This is a genomic window from Nesterenkonia maliinae (assembly GCF_051262655.1).
GTDB lineage: Bacteria > Actinomycetota > Actinomycetes > Actinomycetales > Micrococcaceae > Nesterenkonia.
The window spans coordinates 135596-153616 of record NZ_JBIMEY010000006.1 but is presented as its reverse complement, the minus strand read 5'-3'; the positions used below and the strand labels follow the sequence as shown (position 1 = coordinate 153616).

16 protein-coding genes and 1 tRNA gene are annotated in these 18021 nt (G+C 68.4%); 8 read left to right on the top strand and 9 right to left on the bottom strand.

Annotated features, from left to right (window positions below; translation table 11 throughout):
- Positions 1 to 221: 221 nt before the first annotated feature.
- The 6 genes from ACHAA4_RS11695 to ACHAA4_RS11670 all read left to right on the top strand — a co-directional run bounded on the left by ACHAA4_RS11695 (position 222) and on the right by ACHAA4_RS11670 (position 5666).
- Positions 222 to 761, top strand: a complete 540-nt coding sequence (locus ACHAA4_RS11695) for a TRAP transporter small permease (RefSeq protein WP_435774347.1) — start codon at positions 222 to 224, stop codon at positions 759 to 761.
- The gene (locus tag ACHAA4_RS11690) at positions 758 to 2032 is read left to right on the top strand and encodes a TRAP transporter large permease (protein WP_435774346.1); all 1275 of its coding nucleotides are present in this window, start codon (positions 758 to 760) and stop codon (positions 2030 to 2032) included. Before ACHAA4_RS11695 ends, ACHAA4_RS11690 begins: the two co-directional genes overlap by 4 nt.
- Positions 2029 to 2931 carry a shikimate dehydrogenase gene (locus tag ACHAA4_RS11685; RefSeq protein WP_435774345.1) on the top strand — a complete coding sequence of 301 codons (903 nt, stop codon included), beginning with the start codon at positions 2029 to 2031 and terminating at the stop codon, positions 2929 to 2931. Before ACHAA4_RS11690 ends, ACHAA4_RS11685 begins: the two co-directional genes overlap by 4 nt.
- Positions 2928 to 3980, top strand: a complete 1053-nt coding sequence (locus tag ACHAA4_RS11680) for a DctP family TRAP transporter solute-binding subunit (protein WP_435774344.1) — start codon at positions 2928 to 2930, stop codon at positions 3978 to 3980. The genes ACHAA4_RS11685 and ACHAA4_RS11680 overlap by 4 nt, the downstream gene beginning before the upstream one ends.
- A gap of 19 nt (positions 3981 to 3999) precedes the next feature.
- Positions 4000 to 4962 carry a phosphotriesterase family protein gene (locus ACHAA4_RS11675; protein ID WP_435774343.1) on the top strand — a complete coding sequence of 321 codons (963 nt, stop codon included), beginning with the start codon at positions 4000 to 4002 and terminating at the stop codon, positions 4960 to 4962.
- A gap of 62 nt (positions 4963 to 5024) precedes the next feature.
- Positions 5025 to 5666: a TetR family transcriptional regulator gene (locus ACHAA4_RS11670; RefSeq protein WP_435774342.1), complete on the top strand. Its 642-nt coding sequence runs from the start codon at positions 5025 to 5027 to the stop codon at positions 5664 to 5666.
- A gap of 123 nt (positions 5667 to 5789) precedes the next feature.
- Here the strand turns inward: ACHAA4_RS11670 and ACHAA4_RS11665 are convergent, their stop codons facing one another.
- The 3 genes from ACHAA4_RS11665 to ACHAA4_RS11655 form a co-directional block, all read right to left on the bottom strand.
- Complete coding sequence (locus tag ACHAA4_RS11665) at positions 5790 to 6770, bottom strand: ribose-phosphate diphosphokinase (protein ID WP_435774341.1); 981 nt, start codon at positions 6768 to 6770, stop codon at positions 5790 to 5792.
- 56 nt (positions 6771 to 6826) lie between these two features.
- A complete protein-coding gene (gene glmU, locus ACHAA4_RS11660; protein ID WP_435774401.1) occupies positions 6827 to 8308 on the bottom strand; it encodes a bifunctional UDP-N-acetylglucosamine diphosphorylase/glucosamine-1-phosphate N-acetyltransferase GlmU in 1482 nt (493 codons plus the stop codon).
- A 134-nt stretch (positions 8309 to 8442) separates the two neighbouring features.
- Positions 8443 to 8514: transfer RNA gene (locus ACHAA4_RS11655), tRNA-Gln, on the bottom strand.
- Between the two features lie 187 nt (positions 8515 to 8701).
- Between ACHAA4_RS11655 and ACHAA4_RS11650 the strand changes: the two genes are divergently transcribed.
- Positions 8702 to 10579, top strand: coding sequence for an ABC-F family ATP-binding cassette domain-containing protein (locus ACHAA4_RS11650; RefSeq protein WP_435774340.1), 1878 nt, complete (start codon positions 8702 to 8704; stop codon positions 10577 to 10579).
- A 16-nt stretch (positions 10580 to 10595) separates the two neighbouring features.
- Here ACHAA4_RS11650 and ACHAA4_RS11645 read toward each other — a convergent pair whose 3' ends face one another.
- The 5 genes from ACHAA4_RS11645 to ACHAA4_RS11625 all read right to left on the bottom strand — a co-directional run bounded on the left by ACHAA4_RS11645 (position 10596) and on the right by ACHAA4_RS11625 (position 14535).
- A complete protein-coding gene (locus tag ACHAA4_RS11645) occupies positions 10596 to 10916 on the bottom strand; it encodes a hypothetical protein (RefSeq protein ID WP_435774339.1) in 321 nt (106 codons plus the stop codon).
- A 102-nt stretch (positions 10917 to 11018) separates the two neighbouring features.
- Positions 11019 to 11336 (bottom strand): hypothetical protein, encoded by a 318-nt coding sequence (locus ACHAA4_RS11640; protein ID WP_435774338.1) that lies wholly within the window; start codon positions 11334 to 11336, stop codon positions 11019 to 11021.
- 212 nt (positions 11337 to 11548) lie between these two features.
- A complete protein-coding gene (locus ACHAA4_RS11635; protein ID WP_435774337.1) occupies positions 11549 to 12535 on the bottom strand; it encodes a 4-(cytidine 5'-diphospho)-2-C-methyl-D-erythritol kinase in 987 nt (328 codons plus the stop codon).
- Positions 12536 to 12544: 9 nt separating this feature from the next.
- Positions 12545 to 13564 (bottom strand): 16S rRNA (adenine(1518)-N(6)/adenine(1519)-N(6))-dimethyltransferase RsmA, encoded by a 1020-nt coding sequence (gene rsmA, locus ACHAA4_RS11630; RefSeq protein WP_435774336.1) that lies wholly within the window; start codon positions 13562 to 13564, stop codon positions 12545 to 12547.
- Positions 13561 to 14535, bottom strand: coding sequence for a TatD family hydrolase (locus ACHAA4_RS11625; protein WP_435774400.1), 975 nt, complete (start codon positions 14533 to 14535; stop codon positions 13561 to 13563). Before ACHAA4_RS11625 ends, rsmA begins: the two co-directional genes overlap by 4 nt.
- A 318-nt stretch (positions 14536 to 14853) precedes the next feature.
- Here ACHAA4_RS11625 and ACHAA4_RS11620 point away from each other — a divergent pair, with 318 nt between their 5' ends.
- A complete protein-coding gene (locus ACHAA4_RS11620; protein ID WP_435774335.1) occupies positions 14854 to 15798 on the top strand; it encodes an endonuclease domain-containing protein in 945 nt (314 codons plus the stop codon).
- Between the two features lie 308 nt (positions 15799 to 16106).
- Here the strand turns inward: ACHAA4_RS11620 and ACHAA4_RS11615 are convergent, their stop codons facing one another.
- Positions 16107 to 17981 carry an AMP-dependent synthetase/ligase gene (locus ACHAA4_RS11615; RefSeq protein WP_435774334.1) on the bottom strand — a complete coding sequence of 625 codons (1875 nt, stop codon included), beginning with the start codon at positions 17979 to 17981 and terminating at the stop codon, positions 16107 to 16109.
- Positions 17982 to 18021 lie beyond the last annotated feature (40 nt).

Here is an 18021-nt window from a genome sequence, read left to right as displayed (position 1 = left end):
AGGGTCCGGTGACGCTGAGGTTCTGAAGAGGCGGGGGTCTGGTGGGGCTCGGTCCACAGGATGCCACTGTGCCCGCTGTCGAGGTCAACACCCCATCGCTTCGGCGTATTCGTCGCCTGAAGAGCCGAAGCCCGCTGTGACCTTTGACACCTAATGTACGAACCGGTACGTTTGTTTCAGTCGATGTGGCACACGCCACTTTTCATGATCAAAGGAACCCCGTGACCGACACCAGGAAACCCCTGAGCCGCCGAGTGGTGGACACGCTCACGCGCATCGAACTCGGCTTCGCGGGCGTGATGCTTCTCGTGATCCTCGTCCTCGTCTTCACCCAGGCCGCCCAGCGCTACACGTCTTTCGAGGGCATCGCGTGGACGGGCGAGATCTCTCGCTTCGGTCTGGCGTGGATGACCTTCTCCGTGGCCGGCGTTCTGATCACCCTGCGCGGGCACATCGCCCTCGAGGTGGTGGACACCCTGCCGGCTCCGCGGCTGATCCGCACCGTCCAGGTCCTGTCCCTGGTCATCGTCGCCGTCATCGCCATCGGTCTGACCATGGAGGCCTGGAGCCTGGTCCAGACGCAGGGGGCGCTGCGCTCCCCCGTGCTGGGCATGTCCATGGCGCTGGTCTATCTCCCGGTGCTCGCCGGGATGGTCAGCACCGTCATCCGCTCCCTGGTCGCCGCGTTCATGATCGCCAAGCACGGCCCGATCCTGCCCACCGTCGACCAGACGCCCGCCACCGTGAAGGACCCCTCGTGACTCTCCTCCTGCTGGGCGTGGCCATCGCCGTACTGCTGATCATCCGCGTACCGGTCGCCTTCGCCTTCCTCGGCCCCTCGCTGGTCTACATGCTGCTCGACGGACAGTCCTCCGGCACCAGCCTGCGCCAGGTCACCAACGCGGTGCAGAGCTTCCCGCTGCTGGCCGTGCCGCTCTTCGTCTTCCTGGGCACCCTCGCCAACCACGCGGGCCTGGCGGACCGGCTCTTCCGTTTCGCGATGGCGGCGCTGGCCAAGATCCGTGGCAACCTCGGCTACGTGACCGTCGGCGCCAGCGTCGGGTTCTCCTGGATGAGCGGCTCCGCCGTGGCCGACGCCGCCGCGCTGGGCAAGGTGCAGATCCCGGCCATGCTGCGCAACGGCTACACCCGCCGGTTCGCCACCGGCCTCTCCGCCGCCTCCTCGCTGATCGCCCCGGTCATGCCGCCCAGCATCCCCGCCGTCATCTACGCCGGCCTCGCCGCGGCGTCCACCGGTGCACTCTTCGCCGCGTCGGTGGTCCCCGCGCTGCTCATGGCATTCGGCCTGTGCGTGGTGGTCTGGATCCTGGTCCGCCGGAACCCCAACCTCACCGCCGGTCGCTTCGACCGCCACGAGCTGGTCGCCTCGACCAAGGGCGTCCTGCTGCCGGCCGTGACTCCGGTGATCATCCTGGGCGGCATCCTCGGCGGCCTGTTCACCCCCACCGAAGCGGCCGCCGTCGCCGTCTTCTGGGTGCTGCTGATCTCGCTGATCCAGCGCTCGCTGTCCTGGAAGGGCTTCCTCGCCGCGATCCGCGAGACCGCGATCACCACCGGCGCGATCATGCTGATCGTGGCGTCGGCCGCACTGCTGGGCCACATCATGGCGCTGGAACGGCTGCCGCAGCTGCTCACCGAGACCCTGCTGGGGATCACCGAGAGCCCCCTGGTGTTCCTGCTCCTGGTCGCCCTGCTGATGCTGATCCTGGGCACGGTCATCGACGCCACCGCCATCCTGGTGCTCGTGGTCCCGATCCTGCTGCCCATCGCCCTGCAGTACCAGATCGACCCGATCGTGCTGGGCGTGGTGCTGATCCTCTCGCTCATGATCGGCCTTCTCACCCCACCGGTGGGCACCGCGCTGTTCGTCACCGCCTCAGTCTCCGACACCCGGGTCGGAGAGGTCTTCAAGGGAGCGCTGCCCTTCGCGATGCCTGCGGTGATCGTGCTGCTGCTGGTGATCATCTTCCCCGACGCGCTGATGTTCTTCCCGGAGGTGCTCGGACTGTGAGCGCACCAGACACCGGACGCAGCATTCTGGCCGGGCTGATCGGCCACGGCGTCGGACCTTCGCTGACCCCGCCGATGCACGAGCTCGAAGGCACCCGGCACGGCATGCGATACATCTACCGCAGCATCGAGTTCGCCGGCGGGGAGGATTCCCTGGACGAGCTGGGCCAGCTGCTCGCGATGGCGCAGCGGCTGGGCTTCAACGGACTCAACATCACCTTCCCGGCGAAGCAGAACATCATCCCGCTGCTCGACGAGCTGGGCCCCTCCGCCGTCATGATCGGTGCGGTGAACACCGTGGTGTTCGACGACGGCGCCGCCATCGGGCACAACACCGATGTCACCGGCTTCAAGGCGTCCATCGACGACGCCCTGGCGCAGACCCGATGCGGGCACGTGGTGCTCGTGGGTTCCGGAGGTGCCGGCTCCGCCGTGGCGCATGCCCTGGTCATGCGCGGAGTGGAGAGCCTGCAGGTGGTGGACGTGGACGCACAGAAGTCCGCCGCCCTCGCGGCGAGCGTGCACGCCGCCCACGATTTCAGCATCGGGCAGGCCACCCCGGCACAGCTGCCCGAGCTGCTCACCCAGGCCGACGGCGTGGTCAACGCCACTCCGTTCGGCATGGCCCACCACCCCGGCACCCCGTTCGACCCTGACCTGCTGCTACCGCGGCACTGGGTGGCCGACGTCGTCTACCGCCCGGTGGACACTGCGCTGCTCCTCGCAGCGCAGAGGCGCGGCTGCCTCACCATCTCGGGGCTCGGCATGGCCATGCACCAGGCCGCCGACGCCTTCGAGATCTTCACCGGCGAGACCGCGAACCGGTCCTCCATGCTCAATGACCTCAATGCCCTGATCACTGCTGAATCACTCCCCCCTCGTGCAGCGTTGCACCGATGAAAGGAACACCCATCATGTTCAAGTCCAAGAAGACCCTCAGCAAGGCAGCCGTGTTCGCCGCCGTCCCGATCCTGGCCCTCACGGCCTGCGGCGACAACGGCGACGGCGGAGACGGCGGAGACGCAGGCGGCGACGGAGAGTCCGTCGAGCTGACCCTCGCGCACAGCTACAACGACGACCAGCCGCAGGCCCGCTGCGGCGCCGACGTGATCAAGGAAGAGGTCGAGGCCGCCGACGTCGGACTGACCATCGAGATCTATGGCTCCAGCCAGCTCGGCGGCGACGCCGACCGCATCGCATCGGTGGCCTCGGGTGACGTGGATATCGACATCCAGGGCGCCTCGGCGCTGGGTGCGGTCTACGAGCCGATCAGCGTGCTCGACGCTGCCTACGCCTTCGACGACGCGGATCACCTCGCTCGTTTCATGGAGAGCGAGGACGGCATGGCGCTGACCGAGTCCTTCGCCGAGGAGGCCGGGATCCAGACCTTGGGCGCCTGGTCCGCCGGAGCCCGCCACTTCACCTCCAACGAGCCGATCAGCTCTCCCGAGGACCTCGAAGGCATGCAGATCCGCTTCCCCGGTTCGCCCCAGTTCCTGATGAACGCTGATGCCATGGGTGCGAACGCGGTGGAGGTCGCCTACGAGGAGCTCTACCTCTCGCTGCAGCAGGGCGCCGTCGACGGCCAGGAGAACCCGATCACCAACATCGAGTCGGAGAACCTCAACGAGGTCCAGGACTACCTGAACCTCACCTCCCACCAGCTCAACACCAACCTGGTGATCATGTCTGAGCGGTGGAACGAGCTCGACGAGGAGCAGCAGGAGGCGCTGAGCAGCGCCGTGGAGACTGCCGTGACCGAGGTGACCGACTGCGTCGCCACCGACGAGGAGGAGACCCTGGCCGAGTGGCAGGAGGGCTCCGACTGGGAGGTCAACGACGACGTCGATGTCGACGCGTTCCAGGAACAGACCGTGAGCAACCTTGAATCCGCCCTCGAGGGCGAGTCCCTGGAGGCCTTCGAGGCCATCCGCGGCACCAGCGAGTGATTCGACCACTATGTCCAGCATGATCCCCACTCTCACCGGAGAGGTCTCCGGCGCGCAGCTGGGCACCACCCTGGTGCACGAGCACCTGATCGTCGGCGATCCTCAGCTCGATCGAGATCTCCCGCATCCTGAGTGGGATGCCGAGGCCGTGATGGCCGCGGCGCAGACGCAGCTGCAGGGGCTCGCCGCGCTGGGCGTAGACACGATCGTGGACCTCACCGTCCCCGGTCTCGGACGAGATGTGCGGCGGGTCGCTGAACTGGCCCGCCGCACCTCGGTCCGCATCCTGGCGGCCACCGGCTGGTACACCAGCAACGTGCTGCCGCACTTCTTCCACCTCAATGGTCCCGGCCGTCTGGTCCAGGGTCCCGATCCGCTCCTGCAGCTGTTCCTGGGCGACATCCAGTCAGGCATCGCCGGCACCGAGCTGCGCGCGGCGATCATCAAGGTCTGCTCGGACACGGCCGGGATCACCGACGACGTGGCCCAGGTCTTCACCGCGGCGGCCCAGGCGCACCGGATCACCGGCGTTCCGATCACCACCCACTCGGACCCGAGCTCACGCGGAGGCCTCGACCAGCAGCGGCTGCTCGGGCGCCTCGGCGTGGACCTGACCCGGGTCGTCATCGGGCACAGCGGCGACTCCACCGATCTGGAGTACCTGGTGGAGCTCGCCCAGGCCGGGTCCTTCCTCGGCTTCGACCGCTTCGGCATGCGCCACACCGGGTCCGACGCGGACCGGGTCACGATGCTGCTGAACCTGCTGGAGCTCGGCTTCGAAGATCAGCTGCTGCTCTCCCACGACGCAGCCGTCTTCAGCCGGATCACCCCGCCCTCCTGGCGGGCGGAGCACGCCCCGCACTGGAGGATGGATCACCTGCATCGACGCATCCTGCCCCAGCTGCGGACACAGGGCATGGACTCTGCCCTGGAGCATCGACTGCTGGTGGAGAACCCGCGCCGGATGCTGACAGGGGCATGAGCGACGGCGGCCCTGGCGGTGGAGCATCTGATACTCTCGCGGCTGAGCCAGAGGAGAATACCGTGACGCAGACGCCCGCCCGACAGCGAGACGCCGTGCGCACCCGCGCCGAGGTCTTGGCGGTGGCCACCGAGGCCTTCGCCGATGATGGGTATTCCGGCGCCCGAATCGATGAGATCGCCCGCCGCACCCGCACGACCAAGCGGATGATCTACTACTACTTCGGCGGCAAGGAGAAGCTCTACCTTGCGGTGCTGGAGAACGCCTACCGCGGCATCCGCAAGGCCGAGCAGTCACTGCACGTCGATGAGATGCAACCGATCGACGCCCTGCGCCAGCTCGCCGAGCTGACCTATGAGCACCACCTGCGCAATACCGCCTTCATCCGGCTGGTCTCGATCGAGAACATCCACCGCGGCAAGTTCATCCGGAAGCTGGAGACCCTCGGCGACCTCGGCATGCCGGCCGTGACGATCCTGGACGGGATCATCGCCGAGGGCAAGAAGCAGGGCGCCTTCAGCGAAGAGGTCAACGCCCTGGATCTGCACCTGTTGATCAGCTCCTACTGCGTGTTCCAGGTCGCGAACCGCTACACCTTCGGACACCTCTTCGACCCGGACTTCACCACCGAGGCCCGCCAGGCGCACATGCGCCGGTTCATCGGCGACGTCGTCGTCGCCTGGGCCACCCAGCCGCAGAGCTGACCCCACCCCGCTCCCCCACCCAAACACGTTGAGGGGCGGATTCTGCGGGTATCTGACCCCTCTCGAGGCCTCAGATAGTCGCAGAATCCGCCCCTCAACGTAGAGGTGGGGTGCGGCGGGTGCTTATGCGTGACCGTCGAAGAGTGAGGTCACCGAGCCGTCGGTGAAGACCTCCTTGATCGCGCGGGCCAGGATCGGCGCGATGGAGAGCACCGTGAGGGTCTCGAAGCGTTTGTCCTCGGGGATCGGCAGCGTATCGGTCACCACGATCTCGCGGGCACCGCAGTTCGCCAGCCGCTCGGCGGCGGGATCGGAGAACACCGCGTGGGTCGCGGCGATGATGACGTCCTTGGCGCCGGCATCCTTGAGCACCTGCACGGCGCCGGAGATGGTGCCGCCGGTGTCGATCATGTCGTCGATGAGCACGCAGGTGCGACCCTCGACCTGACCCACGACCTGCTTGGAGACCGCCTTGTTGGGCTGGGTGACGTCGCGGGTCTTGTGCACGAAGGCCAGCGGCGCGCCGCCCAGGCGCTCGGCCCACTGCTCGGCGACGCGGACGCGACCGGTGTCCGGGGAGACCACGGTGACCTCGTCGTCGGCGACGCGGCCACGGATGTGATCAGCCAGCAGCGGCACCGCGAAGAGGTGGTCCACCGGGCCGTTGAAGAAGCCCTGGATCTGCGCGGTGTGCAGGTCCACGCTCATGATCCGGTCGGCGCCGGCCGCCTTGTAGAGGTCAGCGACCAGTCGCGCCGAGATCGGCTCGCGGCCGCGGCCCTTCTTGTCCTGACGCGCATAGGGGTAGAAGGGAGAGACCACGGTGATCCGCTTGGCCGAGGCGCGCTTCATGGAGTCGACCATGATGAGCTGTTCCATGAGCCAGTTGTTCATCGGCGCCGGGTGGGACTGCAGCAGGAAGATGTCCTTGCCGCGGACCGACTCCGAGGATCGGACGTAGATCTCTCCGTTGGCGAAGTCGTAGGCGCTGATCGGCAGCAGCTCGGTGCCGAGCTCCTTCGCGATCGCCTCGGCCAGCTCCGGGTGTGCGCGCCCGGATGCCAGCACCAGGGTCTTTTCCCCGCTCAGCCTGATTTCGTCCATGGGTGTTGTTGCCTCTCGCCGGCGTTGCTGGTGTGGGTGGGTGAAGTGGGTGGTGTCTAGCCGGCGTCGGGCCGGGTGGTGCCGGCGTCGGGCCGGGTGGTGCCGGCGTCGGGCCGGGTGGTGCCGGCGTCGGGCCGGGTGGTGCCGGTGTCGGGCCGGGTGGCCTCGGCGGCGTCGGCGGCTGCGGATCCGGGGCGCTTGGCCTGGACCCAGCCCTCGGCGTTGCGCTGCGGCGCGATGGAGAGCGCCAAGGCTCCGGCGGGCACGTCCTTTCGCACCACGGCGCCGGCGCCGGTGTAGGCGCCGTCGCCCACCGAGACCGGGGCGACGAAGACGGTGTTGGAGCTGGTCCGCACGTGGGAGCCGATCTGCGTCCGGTGCTTGTTCACGCCGTCGTAGTTGGCGGTGATGTTGCCGCAGCCGATGTTGGTGAACTCGCCGATGGTCGCGTCCCCGGCGTAGCCCAGGTGGCTGAGCTTGCTGCCGCGGCCGATCTCCACGTTCTTGGTCTCGTAGAAGGCCCCGATCTTGCCGTCCTCGCCCAGCACGGTGCCCGGGCGGATGTAGGTGTACGGCCCCACGCTCGCACCGGCGCCGATCTGAGCTCCGGAGCCGTGGACCCGGGTCAGCGTGGCGGCTTCCCCGACGATCACGTCGGTCAGCGTGGTGTCTGGTCCGATCACGGCGTTGCGGCTGATGTGCGTGGCGCCGTGGAGCTGGGTCCCGGGGAGGATCGTGGTGTCCTCCTCCAGGGTGACGGTGGCGTCGATCCAGGTGGTGGACGGGTCGATCACGGTGGTGCCGGCGCGCATGGCGCGCTCTACGATGCGTCGGTTCATCTCGGCACCGAGCGCCTGCAGCTGGACCCGGTCGTTGGCGCCCTCGACCTGCCAGCGGTCCTCGGTGACCACGGCGGAGACCCGGCCGCCCTCGGCGCGGGCGATGGAGAGCACATCGGTGAGATACATCTCGCCCTGGGCGTTGTCGGTGGTGACCTGTGCCAGGGCGCGGGTGAGCACGGCGGCGTCGAAGGCGTAGATCCCGGAGTTGATCTCGGTGATGCTGCGCTGCTGCGCGGTGGCGTCCTTGTGCTCCACGATCCCGAGCACGTCCTGCGGGTTCTCCTGGCTGCGCAGGATCCGGCCGTAGCCAGCGGCGTCGTCGAGCACCGCGGTCAGCACGGTCACGGCGTTGCGGTCGCGCTCATGGGTGTCGACGAGCTCGGCGAGCATCTGGGTCTGCAGCAGCGGCACATCGCCGTAGGTGACGACGACGGTGCCGGTCTCGGCGGGGGCTCCTGCGGCGGTGAGCGCGTCCAGGGCGCAGGCAACGGCGCGTCCGGTGCCGGGGACCTCGTCCTGATCGGCGATCACGGCGCGAGGTTCGAACCCGGCGATGTGCCCGGCGACCTTCTCGCGCTGGTGCCGCACGACGGCGACCAGGTGGTGCGGGTCCAGACCCTTGGCGGCGGCCAGTGCGTGCCCGATCATCGAGACGCCACCCATCGGGTGCATGACCTTCGGCGTGCTGGATTTCATCCGGGTCCCGGCTCCGGCCGCGAGGACGATCACGGCGGTGGGCTGGGAGGGCTGGGCGTTGGTCACGAAGGCTGCTCCTCGACGCGGTTCATGGGACTACCCAGTGTAGGCAGGCCCGGCGATCTAGATTGCCGTTCCGCCTCTAGGATTCGAACCTAGACTGCACAGCTCCAAAGGCTGGCGTGCTGCCATTACACCAAGGCGGAGTGCGACGGCGGTCCGAGAGTGCTCGGCGCTACGAACACCCTCATCTCCGGCCACGCGCTGGTCCATCTTCGCATGAGCGGACTCACCAGATGAAACTGCCGGAAACGCCGGATGAGACGCAGGAGCCGCTGCGCGCTGAAACGGGACGATGAAACCCGGTCGGGAGCGTGGCATTACCCTGGACGGGTGGCACATCTTCTCGGGGCCGAGGCCCTACACCTGGAATTCCCTACTCGCACCGTCTTCAACTCGGTGACCATCGGCATCAACGAGGGCGACCGCGTCGGCGTCGTCGGTCGCAACGGTGACGGCAAGTCATCGCTGCTGGCCATGCTCACCGGCCGCCTGGAACCCGACTCGGGGCAGGTCACCCGGCGCAAAGGCGTGCAGTTCGGCGTCCTGGACCAGTCCGATGACCTCCTCGACGAGCACACGGTGGGCTATTCGGTAGTGGGGGACGCCGACGACCACGAATGGGCCTCGGACGCGAAGATCCGCGACGTGATCGCCGGACTGGTGGCCGACATCCCCTGGGAGTCGAAGATCTCCGAGCTCTCCGGCGGGCAGCGCCGCCGCGTCGCGCTGGCCAAGCTGCTGGTGGGCGAATGGGACATCATCGCCCTGGATGAGCCGACGAACCACCTCGACGTGGAGGGCATCTCCTGGCTGGCGAACCACCTGAACCGGCGCTGGCCGCGCAGCTCCGGCGGGCTGCTGGTGGTCACGCACGACCGCTGGTTCCTCGACGAGATCAGCACCACCACCTGGGAGGTCCACGACGGCATGGTCGAGCCGTTCGACGGCGGCTATGCGGCGTACGTGCTGCAGCGCGTGGAACGCGACCGCCAGGCGGCCACCGTGGAGGCCAAGCGGCAGAACCTGATGAAGAAGGAGCTCGCCTGGCTGCGCCGCGGCGCTCCCGCCCGCAGCACCAAGCCGAAGTTCCGCATCGAGGCGGCCAATGAGCTCATCGCCGACGTGCCTCCCCCGCGCAACCCGATCGAGCTGAAGAAGATGGCCACCGCCCGGCTGGGCAAGGACGTGGTCGACGTCCTCGACGTCTCCATCGCCTTCGCCGGCAAGCCGATCCTCAACGAGGTCACCTGGCGGATCGGCCCGGGTGAGCGCACCGGCATCCTCGGTGCCAACGGCGCCGGGAAGTCCACGCTGCTGAACCTGATCGCCGGAAAGCTCGAGCCCGACGACGGCCGGGTCAAGCGCGGCAAGACCGTGCGCCTGGCCACCCTGGACCAGCAGTTCTCCCAGCTGGCCGACATCGAGGGCGACCGGGTCCGCGAGGTGCTGGCCCGTGAGAAGACCCAGGTGGTCATCGACGGCAAGGAACACACCCCCGCCCAGCTGCTGGAGCGCCTCGGCTTCTCCACCGCTCACCTCTCCGCACGGGTCGGGGAGCTCTCCGGCGGACAACGACGACGCCTGCAGCTGCTGCTGGTGCTGCTCTCCGAGCCCAACGTGATGATCCTCGACGAGCCCACGAACGATCTCGACATCGACATGCTCGCCGCTATGGAGGACCTGCTGGACTCCTGGCCGGGCACGCTGATCGTGGTCTCCCACGACCGGTACCTGCTCGAGCGCGTGACCGATCAGCAGTACGCGATCTTCGACGGTCGGATGCGCCACGTGCCCGGCGGCGTGGAGGAGTACCTCCGGCTCAAGGCCGCGCGGGCCAACGGCGCCTCCGCTGCCTCGTCTGGTTCGGGCACGTCAGGTTCAGGCGGCGCCGTTGGCGCCGCCGGCGGATCTGGCAAGGCCGCGGCTGCGGCACGCCGCGAGGCGATGAAGTCTGCCTCCTCGCCCTCCGCAGGCGCCCCGCAGCTGAGCAGCGCCGAGGAGCGTGAGGTGCGCAAGGAGGTCGGTGCTCTGGAGCGCAAGATGCAGAAGCTGATCACCCAGATCGAGAAGAAGCAGCGCCAGATGTCCGACCACGACCCGAGTGACTTCGAGGGCCTGGGCAAGCTCACCGCCGATGTGACTCGGCTGCAGGGCGAGAACGAGAAGCTCGAGGAACGCTGGCTGGAGCTCTCCGAAAAGGTCGGCTGATGACGCAGATGCTCCGTCACAGCCACTCGTCGCCGACTTCGAGGTAGTTGTCGGCCCCTTCGGGGGCAAGCGTGCCGGCATCGATCACCCAGGTGCCGTCCTGTGCCTTGTTGAGCTCGATCGGCGCCTGGGCCTCGATCAGCGCCCAGACATGCTCTTCGGAGCAGCCGCCTGATGAACCCTCCACCTCTGGGTTCGGGACGATGTACACCTGCGCGTGCGTCCCTTGGTCATCGACGACGATGTAGTCATTGTCAAAGATCATGTACCGGGTCTCGAGCTCGTTGAAGAAGGCATACGCGTACTGGAAGTACGACGTGTGGGAGAAGGCGAGCACGACGTCGTCGATCTCCTCCGGGCTGGCGCGGCTCTCCTCGTCGGCGACGTTCCCGGCGTAGTCCGTGTGCTCGAGGACCTCGCCGAGGTGTCCTCTCGATTCTTAGTAGACCAGGGGCTTGTACTGCGCCCACCCCACGTCCGCCTCTTCGGGCAGCCGCTCATAGATGCCGTCGACATCGACCTCCCCGACGGAGTCATTGAAGTCATCGATGGCCGCGCGCACCTCGAGGACGTCGGCAGGGTCAGATGTGTTCTCCCCGGGGGCTCGTGAATCTTCATCCCGGTCCGTCTCGACACAGCCCGTCGCGGTTGAGACGATCCCCTCGAGGACGGAGGACGGAGGACGCCGGTGCGCAGGGACGCCGGTGAGCGCCACGGCAATAATCAGGAGGACTGCGTGGAGCGCTCGAGGTGTCAAGGATGGAGCTGTTTCGCGAGGAATGAGTTCAGCTGAGTGAAGTATGCCGCGGAATCCACTTCTGCGGAACCGGCCCACGCATTTCCGCACTGAGGCGATCCGCGAGTGCGCCGAGGTGGCGTGAAGACTCGCGTGTTCCGGGTGGAAGATTCTTACTGGACGCGGACGGTCGAGCTGGCTGTCGCCCTTGCTGGAGGCGGATGTCTGGAGGGCTATTTCTCGCGGCTGTTGATCAGCCGTGCCCCGGAGGCCGGCCCGGTGACCGGGATGGCCCAGACCTCGGTGCGCTCTTCGAAGCTGGTGCAGAGCTGGTGCGCGGACTCCGCATCCCGGGCGAGGAACACCAGCGTGGGCCCGGAGCCGGACACCATGCCCTGCAGCGCGCCTTCGATCATGCCGACGTCCATCATGTCCTCCAGGGAGGGCAGGCTGGCCACGGCGGGGGCCTGGAGGTCATTGGCCATCAGTGACGCCACAAGCTCGGCGTCGGCGGTGCAGACGGCCCTGACGAGGTCCGGGTCCAGTTCCGGCGGCTCGGCCTCCACGCCGGCCTCCGCGCGCATCTCATCGAGCGTGGCGTACACGCTGGGGGTGGAGAGCCCGGTGTTCGCCGGGACCAGGACGAGATGCAGCTCTCCCCGGGTCAGCAGCGGCGAGAGCTCGTCTCCCACCCCCTGACCCACGGCTGCCCCGCCGAGGATCGCGAATGGCACGTCGGCCCCGAGCTCGGAGCCGATCTCGGCCAGCTGCTCCTTGGAGAGGCCAGCCTCCCAGAGGGCCGAACAGGCCACCAGGGCGGCGGCGGCATCGGCGGAGCCTCCGCCCATTCCACCCGCCACGGGGACGTTCTTGGTGATGGTGAGGTCCACTCCGTCGGTGATGCCGAGCCGTTCGCGCAGCTTCGAGGCGGCCTGGTGGACCAGGTTGCGCTCATCGAGCGGGATGGCGGCGGCGACCATCTCCTGGGTATCCGGGTCTCGGGTCTGCACCTCGGTGAAGGCGGAGCGCTCCGACAGGCTCACGGTGATCGCGCCGTCATCGCGGCGCGCGGCGCTGACCTCTTCGTAGAGCGAGACTGCGAGGTAGAGCGTGGCGACCTCGTGGTAGCCGTCCTCGCGCAGCGGACCGACCCGCAGACTCACATTGACCTTGCCCGGAGCCACGGCGGTGACATGTCCGAAGAATTCACTTTCGCGCATGCTTCGACCCTACTTGTCGCCACTGACACGCGGGACCGCGTCAGCTGGACCCGAGCTGGCCGCGCCGTCGTCGGCCACGGTCTCCGCTGCGGGCGGGACCTCGCGCAGGGCGGCCGCGATCGCGGTGAATCCGTGGATGTCGAGGGTCTCCCCGCGGGCGGAGGGGTCCACACCGGCGGCCCGCAGCACCGCCTCGGCGCGGGTCGGCGAGCCGGCGATCCCGGCCAGGCAGGCGCGCAGGGTCTTGCGCCGAGTGGCGAAGGCGGCGTCGATCACGGCGAAGACCTCCTCCCGGTTCAGCTCGGCGGAGGCCTCCGCGCGGCGGTCGAACCGGACCAGCCCGGAGGAGATGCGCGGCTCGGGCCAGAACACGCGCTTGCCGACCACTCCTGCTTTGCGCATGTTCGTGTCCCAGGCGGCCTTCACACTGGGAACACCGTAGATCTTGGAGCCGGGTCCCGCGCAGAGCCGGTCCGCGACCTCCTCCTGAACCATGACCAGGCCCTTCTGCAGCGAGGGCAGGATCTGGAGCAGGTGCAGCACCACCGGGACCGCCACGTTGTAGGGCAGGTTCGCGACCAGGACCGACGGCCCCTCGCCGTCGCCGAAGCCGGTGAAGGACTCAGGCGTGAGCTTCAGCGCGTCCTGCTCCATCACGCGCAGGTTGGCTGCGCGTTCGGGGCGGAACCGCTGCACGGTGTCGGCGAGCCGACCGGCCAGCTTGGGATCGATCTCCACGGCGCTGACCAGTGCCGATTCATCCAGGAGGCCCAGGGTGAGCGAGCCCAGCCCGGGTCCGACCTCCAGCACGTGCTCGCTGCCGTCGAGGTCGGCGAGGCTGACGATCCGACGGATCGTATTGGGGTCGATGACGAAGTTCTGCCCCCACTGCTTGGTCGGGCGCACGCCCAGCTGGTCTGCCAGTGCCCGGACATGGGCGGCGGAGAGCAGCTGCGGCGGCGACTGCTGGGGTGACTGCTGCGCTGCATCTGGCTGCGCTGATTCTTCCGGCGTCTGCTGATCGCTCATGTCCAGCTCCCATAGGCCTGTGTGGTGTTGAACATGACCTGCTGGCACAGCGAGTCCAGGCTGGTGCCGCGCACCTCGGCCATGAGTCGCATGGTCTGCGGGATCAGATACGGCGCGTTGGGCTGTCCACGGTAAGGATGTGGGGTCAGGAAGGGAGTGTCGGTCTCGACCAGGATCAGCTGCGGATCCGCGATCGCGAGCGCCTCGCGCAGGGCGCGGGCGTTCTTGAAGGTGACCGTCCCGGCGAAGGACATGTACCACCCGTTGGCGTTGCAGAGCCGGGCCAGATCAGCGTCCCCGGAGAAGCAGTGGAAGACCACGGCGCTGGGCAGGGTGGGGGCGGCGTTGAGCACCTCGACCACTTCTGCGTGGGCCTCGCGGTCATGGATCTGCATGGCGAGTCCACGCTCGACGGCGAGCGCGATGTGATCCTCGAAGCTGCGCCGCTGCGCCGCGATCCCCTCCTCGCCTGTGCGGTAGAAGTCCAGGCCGGTCTCCCCGATCGCGACGACCTGCTCGTGGCGGGCCAGCTCGGTGATCCGGGCGAAGGCGGTCTCATAATCACCCTGGGCGGCGAGCACCGGGGCGTCGTTGGGGTGCAGTGCGACGGCAGCCTTCAGCGCAGGATGCTTCGCGGCGGCGTTTACGGAGAACTCCGAGGAGGCCACGTCATAGCCCACGCACAGCGCGCCCACCACGCCCACGGTCTGGGCGGCGTCGAGAGCCTGCTGCACCGAGACCGTGATCTCCCCATCCCGGAAGTCCAGGTGGGCGTGGTTGTCGATCACCGGCACCGGCAGCGGCTCCGGTGCCGGCGGGTACTGCATCCGCCGCTTCTTCCCGGACTTCTCCTCCGCGTGGGCCCGCGCGGGGGCCTGCTCGGCGCCAGGAGCGGCGGCGGCCGGAGCCGGGCGCGCGGCGTCGTCGTCGGACTGTGCCGGACGGTAGGCGGGCGGGGTCTCCCCCGTCACCACGGCGGCGCCGGATTCGGCGTCTGCAGGGATTCGGTGCTGTTGGCTCACGGTGGTCAACTCTATCGCCCACCCCCTGCCCCACCGTCCTCGGCCCGCCCTGCTCGGCGCGCCGTCGCTGGTGCGCCTGCCCATACGCTCCCCCTGCGGCGGGTCTCGCCTCGCGCCCCACCGGTTGGGCACCTTGCGGTGGAATCCGAGGGTGCCGACCCCCTGATAGCGCCGCAAAGTGCCCTAAGGATGCCGCGGGGGCGGTGACGAGAGAACAGGACCTGTGGATAACCGGGAAAACCCACGTCTCCTCGCCAAGATGGTCCTATGCGACGGCCCGGTGAGCTTCCCTCCCAGCTCGCCGGGCCGTCGTTCGGTCAGGTGGACCTCGCCAACGCCGGGGTGTCGCGTGACCGCGTGCGGCGCAGGGACGTCGTCACCCTCTCGAGGGGCATCTACGCCCAGGAGCGCGTCCTCCTTGAACCGGGAGAAGCACGAGTCCTCCACCAGGCGCTGACCCTGGCGCGCACCCTCCCCGACGTGTGGATCTCCCATGTCACCGCCGCGCAGATCCACCGGCTTCCGCTGCCGGAGCGGCTGCTGCGCGACACCAGGGTCCATCTGTCACATGCGGCAGGCACGACGCGCCGGATCAGGCGCCCGGAGGTCAGCAGTCATCGCGTGCATGTCCTCCCTGAACAGCTCGTTCGTTGGAAGGGGGCCTGGCTGAGTTCCCGCGTTCGGACCTGGTGGGAGCTGACGACGCTGCTCACGGAGGAGGAGCTGGTCATCGTCGGCGATCATCTGCTCCGCCGCCCCTATCGTTCCTTCGAGGCCCGCACCACGCCGTTCGCGGTGGTGACCGAGCTGCAGGAGATCGTGGAACAGATGGGGAGGGCGCCGGGACTTCAACCCGCGCTCGCAGCTCTGGCGCTGATGCGGGTGGGCTCGGACTCCGCGACGGAGACCCGGCTGCGACTCGCGCTGGTCCGGGCGGGGCTGCCCGAGCCCACCCTTCAGGTGCCGGCGCGTCCGAACTGGCGGCACTCGCCCTGCGCCGATATGGGCTACCCGGACTGGAAGATCGCGCTGGAGTACGACGGCGGCACTCACTTCACGCCGGAGCAGGCCCGGTCTGACCAGCGCCGGGACAACGTCTTCATCAGCGCCGGTTGGACCGTGCTGCACTTCAACGCGGTCGACGACGCGGAGGGGTTCGCCTCCGCCGTGGCGCAGGTCCGAGAGCTGCTCGCGCGGCGACGGGCCTCCTGAGGCGGGTCCACGCGCGTTTGGGGCGTCCTGGGGGGCGTATCGGGGCGTCCTGAGAGCGTCCCCGTGATTCGCCGCATGGAGTGGGCACTTTGCGGTGGAATGGGGACGCTCGGCCATGCCCATTCCACCGCGAAGTGCCCACTCGATGGTGGGGGCGACGCCGTGCGCAAGCCACCTGTAGGGCGACGCCGTGCGCAAGCCACCTGTAGGGCGACGCCGGGCGCGAGCCACCTGTAGGGCGACGCCGGGCGCGGGCCATCCTCGGGGGAACACCGCACGCAACAGGCCACCGCCGGGGCGGACCCTGCCTAGTTCGCGTAGACCGAATCGATGACGCCCTCGAAGTCGGCCAGTACCCGGTGGCGCTGCAGCTTCAGCGACGGAGTCATGTGACCGGACTCTTCGGAGAGCTCGACGTCGAGCAGCTCGAACTTGCGGATGGACTCGGCGCGCGAGACCCGGCGGTTCGCGGCCTCCACCGAGATTCCGATCTCCTGACGGACCTTGGGGTGTTTCGCGGCGTCGATCAGCGACAGCGACCGGTACCCGTTGGCCCGGCACCAGTCCGCGACCGCGTCAGCGTCCAGAGTGATCAGCGCCGCCACATAGGGCCGGTCGTCGCCGACCACGAGGGCCTGCGCGACCAGTGGGTGCGCCCGGATGATCTCTTCCATCGGCATCGGGTAGACGTTCTTGCCGCCCGCGGTCACGATCAGGTCCTTCTTGCGCCCGGTCAGGGTGAGGAAACCGTCCTCGTCCAGGGAGCCGAGGTCCCCGGTGCGGAAGAAGCCCTCCGCGTCGAAGGACTCCGCGGTGGACTCGGGCTGGTTGTGGTAGCCGGCGAAGATCACCGGCCCCTTGAGCAGCACCTCGGAATCCGCGGCGATCCTCACGGTGTTGCCGGGCACGGGGATGCCTACGGTGCCGACGCGGGTGGCGCCGGGGATGTTCAGCGTGATCGGCGCGGTGGACTCGGTGAGGCCGTAGCCCTCCTGAACGGGGAGCCCGATGCCGGTGAAGAAGTGTGCGATCTCGGGATTCAGCGTGGAGGCTCCGGAGATCATGTAGCGGACGCTACCGCCGAGGCGGGCGTGGAGCTTCGAGTAGACGAGCTTGGCGAACATCGCGCGACGCGCTCGCAGCCGCACCGAGGGGCCGGGGCCCTCACCCATCGCCTCAGCCTGCAGCGCCTTGGAGTACGCGATCGCGGTCTCCTTGGCGGTCTCGAAGATCTTTCCCTTGCCCTCGGCGCGGGCCTTGGCGGAGGCACCGTTGTAGACCTTCTCGAAGACTCGCGGCACGGCGAGCAGCCAGGTGGGGCGGAAGCTGCCGAGATCCTCGAGCAGCGTCGCGGCGCTCGCCGAATGCGCCACCTGCACCCCGCGGTGCAGGCACATCAGCTGCACGGCGCGCGCCAGCACATGAGCCAGCGGCAGGAAGATCAGCGTGCGGGACTCGTTCTCGCCGAGGATCTGGTCGGCGAAGGGCAGGATGTTCGCCGCCCCTTCGGCCAGGTTGCGGTGGGTGATGCGCACGCCCTTGGGCTGCCCGGTGGTGCCGGAGGTGTAGACCAGCGTGGCGACGTCGTCGAGGTTGGCGTGGGAGCGGGCGGCTTCGAGCCGCTCATCCGAGATGTGCTCTCCCGAGGCGGCGAGGTCGTCGAGCTGACGGACCTCTCCGATGGGCAGCACTGTGGGACGGTTGCCGTTGAGCTTCACCGCGGCTGCCCGCAGGACGTCTTGCAGCGCGACGCTTCCCGCGAGCGCGAACTTCGCGCCGGAGTCCTGAATCAGCGCGCTGACCTGGTGCGGGGAGCTCGTTTCGTAGATCGGCACTGAGATCGCGCCGGCGAACCAGATGGCCTGATCGATCACCGCCCAGCTGTAGCTGGTGGGCGCCATCACCGCGATCCGGTCCCCTGGCTCGGCCCCGAGCGCGATCAGCCCTTTGGAGACTCCCCGGACCTGGTCCAGGAAGCTGGTGATGGAGACGTCCACCCAGCCGCCGGTCCCATTGGGCACCGCGTAGACCGGCTGGTGCGGGCGAGCGATCCAGAGATCCAGGACCCCATCAGTGGCATTCGTGTCTGGCTCCAGCCACGCGACCTGCGCGGTGGCGGCTTCTCGGATCTGGTTGCTGCTCGTCTGGGCAGCACGTTCGCTGCCCGAATACTCCTCGGTCATGGCTCCGCCTGCTCATCGATTCCCCCGCGGTGGAGTGCCT

What these genes read in the sequence shown, in the direction of transcription:
- ACHAA4_RS11675 (WP_435774343.1), top strand. Translation starts at nt 4,000, where the DNA reads ATGATCCCCACTCTCACCGGAGAGGTCTCCGGCGCGCAGCTGGGCACC.
- glmU (WP_435774401.1), bottom strand. Translation starts at nt 8,308, where the DNA reads ATGAAATCCAGCACGCCGAAGGTCATGCACCCGATGGGTGGCGTCTCG.
- rsmA (WP_435774336.1), bottom strand. Translation starts at nt 13,564, where the DNA reads ATGAGCGATCAGCAGACGCCGGAAGAATCAGCGCAGCCAGATGCAGCG.
- ACHAA4_RS11680 (WP_435774344.1), top strand. Translation starts at nt 2,928, where the DNA reads ATGAAAGGAACACCCATCATGTTCAAGTCCAAGAAGACCCTCAGCAAG.
- ACHAA4_RS11635 (WP_435774337.1), bottom strand. Translation starts at nt 12,535, where the DNA reads ATGCGCGAAAGTGAATTCTTCGGACATGTCACCGCCGTGGCTCCGGGC.
- ACHAA4_RS11615 (WP_435774334.1), bottom strand. Translation starts at nt 17,981, where the DNA reads ATGACCGAGGAGTATTCGGGCAGCGAACGTGCTGCCCAGACGAGCAGC.
- ACHAA4_RS11620 (WP_435774335.1), top strand. Translation starts at nt 14,854, where the DNA reads ATGCGACGGCCCGGTGAGCTTCCCTCCCAGCTCGCCGGGCCGTCGTTC.
- ACHAA4_RS11665 (WP_435774341.1), bottom strand. Translation starts at nt 6,770, where the DNA reads ATGGACGAAATCAGGCTGAGCGGGGAAAAGACCCTGGTGCTGGCATCC.